This window comes from Rhodococcus sp. (in: high G+C Gram-positive bacteria) (assembly GCF_049299235.1).
Lineage (GTDB): Bacteria > Actinomycetota > Actinomycetes > Mycobacteriales > Mycobacteriaceae > Rhodococcus.
Window position 1 is genome coordinate 1 of record NZ_JBAQXC010000036.1, and the last position, 2552, is coordinate 2552.

Annotated in this window: 4 protein-coding genes; 2 read left to right on the plus strand and 2 right to left on the minus strand. The window is 67.3% G+C overall.

What is annotated here, in order from left to right; translation table 11 throughout:
- Together WAX14_RS02250 and WAX14_RS02255 are read right to left on the minus strand one after the other, a co-directional pair.
- Positions 1-654, minus strand: a 654-nt coding sequence (locus WAX14_RS02250; RefSeq protein WP_422626470.1) for a phytoene desaturase family protein, incomplete at its 3' end; no start/stop codon positions are given.
- A gap of 10 nt (positions 655-664) precedes the next feature.
- Positions 665-1279, minus strand: coding sequence for a GNAT family N-acetyltransferase (locus WAX14_RS02255; protein WP_422626471.1), 615 nt, complete (start codon positions 1277-1279; stop codon positions 665-667).
- 148 nt (positions 1280-1427) lie between these two features.
- Between WAX14_RS02255 and WAX14_RS02260 the strand changes: the two genes are divergently transcribed.
- Positions 1428-1886, plus strand: coding sequence for an SAV_6107 family HEPN domain-containing protein (locus WAX14_RS02260; protein WP_422626472.1), 459 nt, complete (start codon positions 1428-1430; stop codon positions 1884-1886).
- Positions 1887-2071: 185 nt separating this feature from the next.
- Positions 2072-2491: a DUF3040 domain-containing protein gene (locus WAX14_RS02265; RefSeq protein ID WP_422626473.1), complete on the plus strand. Its 420-nt coding sequence runs from the start codon at positions 2072-2074 to the stop codon at positions 2489-2491.
- Positions 2492-2552: the final 61 nt, after the last annotated feature.

The window sequence follows — 2552 nt, forward strand, 5'->3', positions numbered from 1 at the left end:
CATCAGCGCCGCGAACCCGACCATCGGCGCGGTACCCGGTTCGGACATCGGCGGTCCGGACTGCGCACCGAACCACGCGAGCGCGGCCTTGAGGGGTTCGTCGTCGAAGTACTCGTCGAGCAGTGCGTCACCGGAGGCCAGGAACCGGCGGGACAGGTCGCTGCCACCGCCGCCGGTGTCCAGCCCCCAGAAGGACGAGACGAGGTGCCTGCCGGTGGGCGGTGCAGAGAACGAGCGCATGACGGCGGCGCTGCGCGGACCCCACACGGCGACGAAACGTCGGTAGGCGTCGGCCTCGCGTGGCCCGCAGGCGTCGTCGATCGACCGGCAGGTGCGGTCGAGGTCGCGGTGGAAGACGATGCCGGGACGGTCGCCTGCCGGTGGGGCAGGCGCGTATGCCCACGGATCGCAGTCCAGGTAGCGCAGCCCGAAACGGTCGAGTTCCAGTTCTTCGAGGATGCCGGTGTGCCGGATCATGATGTGGGCGGACGAGCCGCGGTCGACGGCGTGTCCCGGGAATCGTTCGACGGTCGATACGGCGCCGCCGAGCACGGTGTCGCGTTCGAGCACCTCCACCGAGCGTCCGGCGCGCGCGAGGTAGCACGCGGAGACGAGGGCGTTGTGCCCGGAACCCACCACGACAGTGTCGATCACGGACCCAAGGCTATCGTCGTGAAACCTGCTCGATCGTCAGGGGGAGGTCGCGTCCGAGCACTGCGAACGGACGCGCGTCGCCCGTGAAGACGAAGTGTCGTACGACGTCCCCGAACCCGAGGCGGCGATACAGTCGCCAGGCGCGGTTGTTCTCTTCGGCCACTTCGGGGGTCGACAGCAGGACCGTCCGTTCGGGCCGTCCGTCGAGCAGTCGCAGGACGAGTGCTTCGCCGACGCGGTGCCCCTGTGCGTCGGGATGCACGTGTATTTCGGTCAGTTCGAAGTAGTCGCCGAGGGTACGGTCGATTCGGTCGGCCGGGTGTCCCGCGTGGCGCATCCCGGACCGAACCTGCTGGTGCCACCACTGCTGTGGAGCGCCGCGATACCCGTACGCAACAGCGACGAGCGTGGACGGGTCGTGCGGTAGGACCGCGGCGACTGCACGCCATCCGGCGCGACCGGCGTGTTCGGACCACATCGGGGCGCGGTGGTACTCGGTTCCGCGGGGATAGTTCATTGCCGCGACGTAGATGGGGAGCATCTCGGGTAGTCGGGCGCGGAATTCCGCCGGGGACAGGTCGAGAAGTATCGGCGCCGCGTCGTGCGGTGTCGCGTCCGTACTCATGCGGGGAGGAGTCCGCCTTCCCTTGACGAGGTGTCGGTGGGTGCAGCTATATTGAATACGTCGAACGCATGTTCGACAAGGGTGATCCGGTGATGTTCGAGGGAAGCGAACATCCCCGGATCATCGACCCGACGCCGGGAGGTGGGTGATGGTCGTGTCGCAGGTTGGCGACGGAGGAACAGCACTCGGACGCCAGGGCTGCGTTGTGCGCCCGGTGTCTTCGCGGGCGGCGACCCTGCTGCGTCGAGCCGACGACTTGCTGTGTGAGGCCGCTGGGACGCACGATGCTGCCGAGCGGTTTCAGCTCGCTTATCTCGCCGCGCTGCGGGGCGCGGGCGCGGTTCTGGCGGCGGCGGAGGTTCGCGCCGGGCCGTCGGTCCGGCGGGCCAGGACCCGTAACGCATGGGTGCTCATGGCGAAGGCGGAGCCCGACTTTGCGCGCTGGGCGGATTTCTTCGCGGACCGTTCCGCGGCCCGCGCCGCGATCGAGTCGGGAATCACACGGACACTTCCGGTCGACGAAGCCGACAGCTTCTACGACGAGGTCGGTTCGTTCCTCCATGAAGTAGAGGATTGTCTCGTCGGCCGTGTGAAGGTTCGGAGATGAACCCGGGACCTTCGATGCCGGACAGCCGGGCCGTTCGACAACCTGTCCGGGACTCCCTGCCGGAGTTGGTGGTCCCGGGCATGATGTACTCGTAGTATTGACATCAGGCGGCCGTCAAAGTCGGCCCCCCACCGTTTCCTACCGGAGGATTCGGCGGCCACCGTTTTAGTGCCGGGGGAGGTACCGTGCCACTCTCCGAGCACGAGCAGCGCATGCTCGATCAAATCGAGAGCGCTCTCTATGCTGAGGACCCCAAGTTCGCCTCGACCGTCCGAGGCAATCGGTTGAGCATGGCGGGCAGTCGTCGACGGCTGCAAGCCGGTGCGCTGTTCGTTGTGGGCCTTGCGTTGTTGATCGCGGGCGTTGCCCTGCCGGTGAAGCCGGGCGGGTTCCCGATCATCAGCTTGCTCGGCTTTCTCGTGATGTTCGGCGCGGGCGTTCTGCTCCTCGTCGGCAGTCGGCGCGGGAAGTCGGGCGGTGACGCTCCCCGAGGGGGCGGATCCAGTCCAGGGCAGGGAAGCAAGGCCCGAGGGAATCGGAAATCCACCGGTGGGTTCACCCATCGGATGGAGGAACGATTCCGACGGCGTTTCGAGCAGGAGTAAACGCCTGACCTATCGCGTGTAACAGGCAGTTCGCGAACGGCGCGACCCCACTGCAGTGGGG

Bases quoted from the DNA above. Each gene is read 5' to 3' on its own strand.
- WAX14_RS02255 (WP_422626471.1), bottom strand. From the start codon at position 1,279: ATGAGTACGGACGCGACACCGCACGACGCGGCGCCGATACTTCTCGAC.
- WAX14_RS02260 (WP_422626472.1), top strand. From the start codon at position 1,428: ATGGTCGTGTCGCAGGTTGGCGACGGAGGAACAGCACTCGGACGCCAG.